This is a genomic window from Candidatus Cloacimonadota bacterium, assembly GCA_034661015.1.
GTDB lineage: Bacteria > Cloacimonadota > Cloacimonadia > JGIOTU-2 > JGIOTU-2 > JAYEKN01.
In genome coordinates this window covers 5443-8521 of record JAYEKN010000209.1, presented here as the reverse complement: position 1 = coordinate 8521, position 3079 = coordinate 5443, and the positions used below count along the sequence as shown (strand labels likewise).

Genomic DNA, 3079 nt, shown 5'->3' with positions numbered 1-3079 from the left:
GAAAAAGGACGGAAATTTACAAAACCGACCACATTCTTCGCTCTGTTTATATTGACTCCGCAGGCGAACATGAAGTGGTTTTTGAGTTTAATCCTGAAGCATTTGTGAAAAATTATAGGTTGTCTTTTTACGCCCACATTTTTGCATTTTTATGTTTTGTTGTAGCCGCCATAATAACGATATTAAAGAATGGAAAACGGAAAATGGAAAACGGAAAATGGAAAACGGAAAATGGAAAATGGAAAACGGAAAACGGAAAACGGAAAATGGGAAAAGGGAGAAGGGAGAACGGATGAAAAAAATTGAGAAGTTTGAAGATTTGGAAGTATGGCAAGAAGGGATGAGAATGGTGATAGATATTTATAAAAATTTAGCAGATTGTAAAGATTATAGCTTGCGAGACCAAATACAAAGGGCTGCTGTATCAATTCCGTCAAACATATCCGAGGGGTATGACAGACAATCAAACAAGGAATATGTTCATTTTTTGTATATTGCACGAGGATCTTCTGCAGAATTGCGAACTCAACTATACATTGCCTTAAAACTTGATTTTCTTACAAAAATTGACGCTTTTGAACTTATTGATAGAACGCGTAAAATGTCTGCAATGCTGTTTAATCTGATAAAAGTTAGAAAAGAAAAGTTTTCATGACCATTTCTCCGTCCTCCCTTCTCCCTTTTCCCTTTATTTCCATGATCATTCCGGCTTACAACCGCGCTGATGAAATAAAAGAATTTCTCTCTTCGCTCGTTTTGCAAACTAGCAAAGAATTTGAAGTCATTATTGTGGATGATGGCTCCACGGATAATATCAAAGAAGTAGTAGATTCGTTTAAAAACCAATTAGACCTAAGATACTTTTTTCAAAAGAATACCGGACCGGGTGCTGCAAGAAATAACGGGATGGATAAAGCAAAAGGGGATGTTTTTGTTTTCATAGATTCGGATTGTACGGTGCCGGTGGATTATGTTGAAAATCTGGTAACCCATCTTGAATCGGAAGATTTTGATTTTTTTGGTGGACCGGATACATATCGTGAAGATTTTCCCCCTTTTCTAAAAGCTGTGAACTACTCAATGACATCGTTTATCGGAACCGGCGGAACCAGAGGGAGTTCGGGGAAATCGGTAGGCAAATATTATCCTCGTAGTTTTAATATGGGGATCAAAAGAGAGGTGTATGAAAAAGTGGGAGGAATGAATTCTCTGCGGCACGGGCAGGACATGGATTTTTCAAATCGTATTTTCAAAGCCGGATTTAAAGCGAAATATCTGCCGGATGTATTTGTATATCACAAAAGAAGAACTTCATTTAGAAGATTTTTTAAGCAAATTTTTAATTGGGGAGTAACGAGGGTAAATTTGGGAAAGTTAGATAAAAAAATGTTGAAACCGGTTCATTGTTTGCCAAGCGTCATCGTAACCGGATATTTTCTTAGTTTGATTTTTGCAATTTTGTTTTCACTGATTGCTTATCTTTTTCTTTTTGAAAATATTTGTCTTTTATTAGTCGGGGGATTCGTTTTAATTCAATCAAGCAGGGAATATCAGTCTCTTAAAGTCGGTCTGCTTTCGGTTGTTACGATATTTACACAAATTTTTGCCTACGGAATCGGTTTGTTTGTTGGGGTAATAAAATCAATTTTCCAGAAAGAAAAATTTGTGAATGGTTTTACGAAGAAATATTATAAATAGTATTTGAGAAACTCGAGTCGGGTCATTCTTTTCGACACGATTTGGGTTTCGTCCTTGCAATGATTTTTTGAGTCATAGACGAGTCGGCACGACCATTCCGTGCCGAATTTGTTATGTCACGGAATGGTCCGTGACATCTCCCTTTGTCACGGAGTGGTCCGTGACACCACGCTTTGTCACGGAGTGGTTCGTGAAATCTCGCTCGCAAAAATCTTTGCGAAAGATGTTGAACTTTTGTATTGAAGTTTCTATGAACATTTTCTACATACTTTTACAGATAACGTTTGCAAAAATTTTTATTTGACAATATTCATCGAAATCCGCAAAGTGTTTCCACCTTGCCATTGCGGTTGAATTTCGTATCCGACATCAAAATGGAGTAAAGAATTTTGCCAGATATTCAGTTTTGTTCCGACTCCAAATCCGTATTTGCGATTTTCACTTGTGTAAAGTTCTTGCGAAAATCCGCTGCGAAGGGATAAATATTTACCCAAAAGTGTATATTCTCCTCCGATATGAACAATATCCTCCACATCTTTATAAAGGGCTTTATCATAGTCCAAAGCGAAAGTTATGTTGTTTTTTGAAAAACTGTAACCGTAGGTCAATGTGGTTGGAATTCCTTCATCGTAATCACCTTGAGCTGTTCCGGTGCCATTACTACTTTCCCAAAATATATTATTAAGAGCATTTTTGCAAGCAAGTCCTACGTTGCTTTCTTCGGTAATTTTATATTGCAATCCCACATCACAACCGAAACCGTTAGCAGATCCGGAAACTTGATGCTCTCCCTGTGCGTCCACATAAGAGCCATTTGAATTGTTACCAAAAGATGAACCGAAATATTTCAGGCTTAAACCCAAATTCAATTTTTCTAAGAAAGGTTTGCCAAATATGGAGCCGTTCAGTCCCATTGAAACTAACAGGGTGGCTTCGGACATAGCTTCATCACCCGAATAAATAAGCCCTGAGCCAAGGGAAATCATCTCGTTCAATTTCATTCCGTAACCAAGGAACGAGTAATTGTATAGATCGAAAAAAGTAACATTATCCATCGAAAGGTTGTGCTTACTGCTGATTCTACATAATCCCGCCGGATTCCAGATAATACTGTTTGCGTTATCGGTAAGAGAAACATACGCTCCGCCCATAGACATTGGCTTCGCCCCGTAACCCACGTCCATAAACGCTGCGGGGATGTTGGATAAATTATCAGCAAAAGAAATACTGCTGATAAGAATAAATAATACTAGAATAATTTTTTTCATGTTTGCTCCTTGATACAAAAGTGAGAGGTGAAAAACAAGAGATATTCACATTTCACTTTTTCTTTTTCATTTTTCTTTTTTCCTGCTTTGAAAATGCCGCACCTACGGTGCTT

Annotated in this window: 4 protein-coding genes; 3 read left to right on the top strand and 1 reads right to left on the bottom strand. The window is 37.5% G+C overall.

Features of this window, described 5'->3' with window-relative positions; genetic code table 11:
* The 3 genes from U9P79_08080 to U9P79_08070 all read left to right on the top strand — a co-directional run.
* On the top strand, positions 1 to 296 hold a 296-nt coding region (locus U9P79_08080; GenBank protein ID MEA2104580.1), incomplete at its 5' end, for a hypothetical protein.
* Positions 293 to 655, top strand: coding sequence for a four helix bundle protein (locus tag U9P79_08075; protein MEA2104579.1), 363 nt, complete (start codon positions 293 to 295; stop codon positions 653 to 655). The genes U9P79_08080 and U9P79_08075, both read left to right, overlap by 4 nt.
* Positions 652 to 1698: a glycosyltransferase gene (locus tag U9P79_08070; protein MEA2104578.1), complete on the top strand. Its 1047-nt coding sequence runs from the start codon at positions 652 to 654 to the stop codon at positions 1696 to 1698. Before U9P79_08075 ends, U9P79_08070 begins: the two co-directional genes overlap by 4 nt.
* Positions 1699 to 1994: 296 nt before the next feature.
* Here the strand turns inward: U9P79_08070 and U9P79_08065 are convergent, their stop codons facing one another.
* Complete coding sequence (locus tag U9P79_08065; protein ID MEA2104577.1) at positions 1995 to 2966, bottom strand: hypothetical protein; 972 nt, start codon at positions 2964 to 2966, stop codon at positions 1995 to 1997.
* Positions 2967 to 3079: the final 113 nt, after the last annotated feature.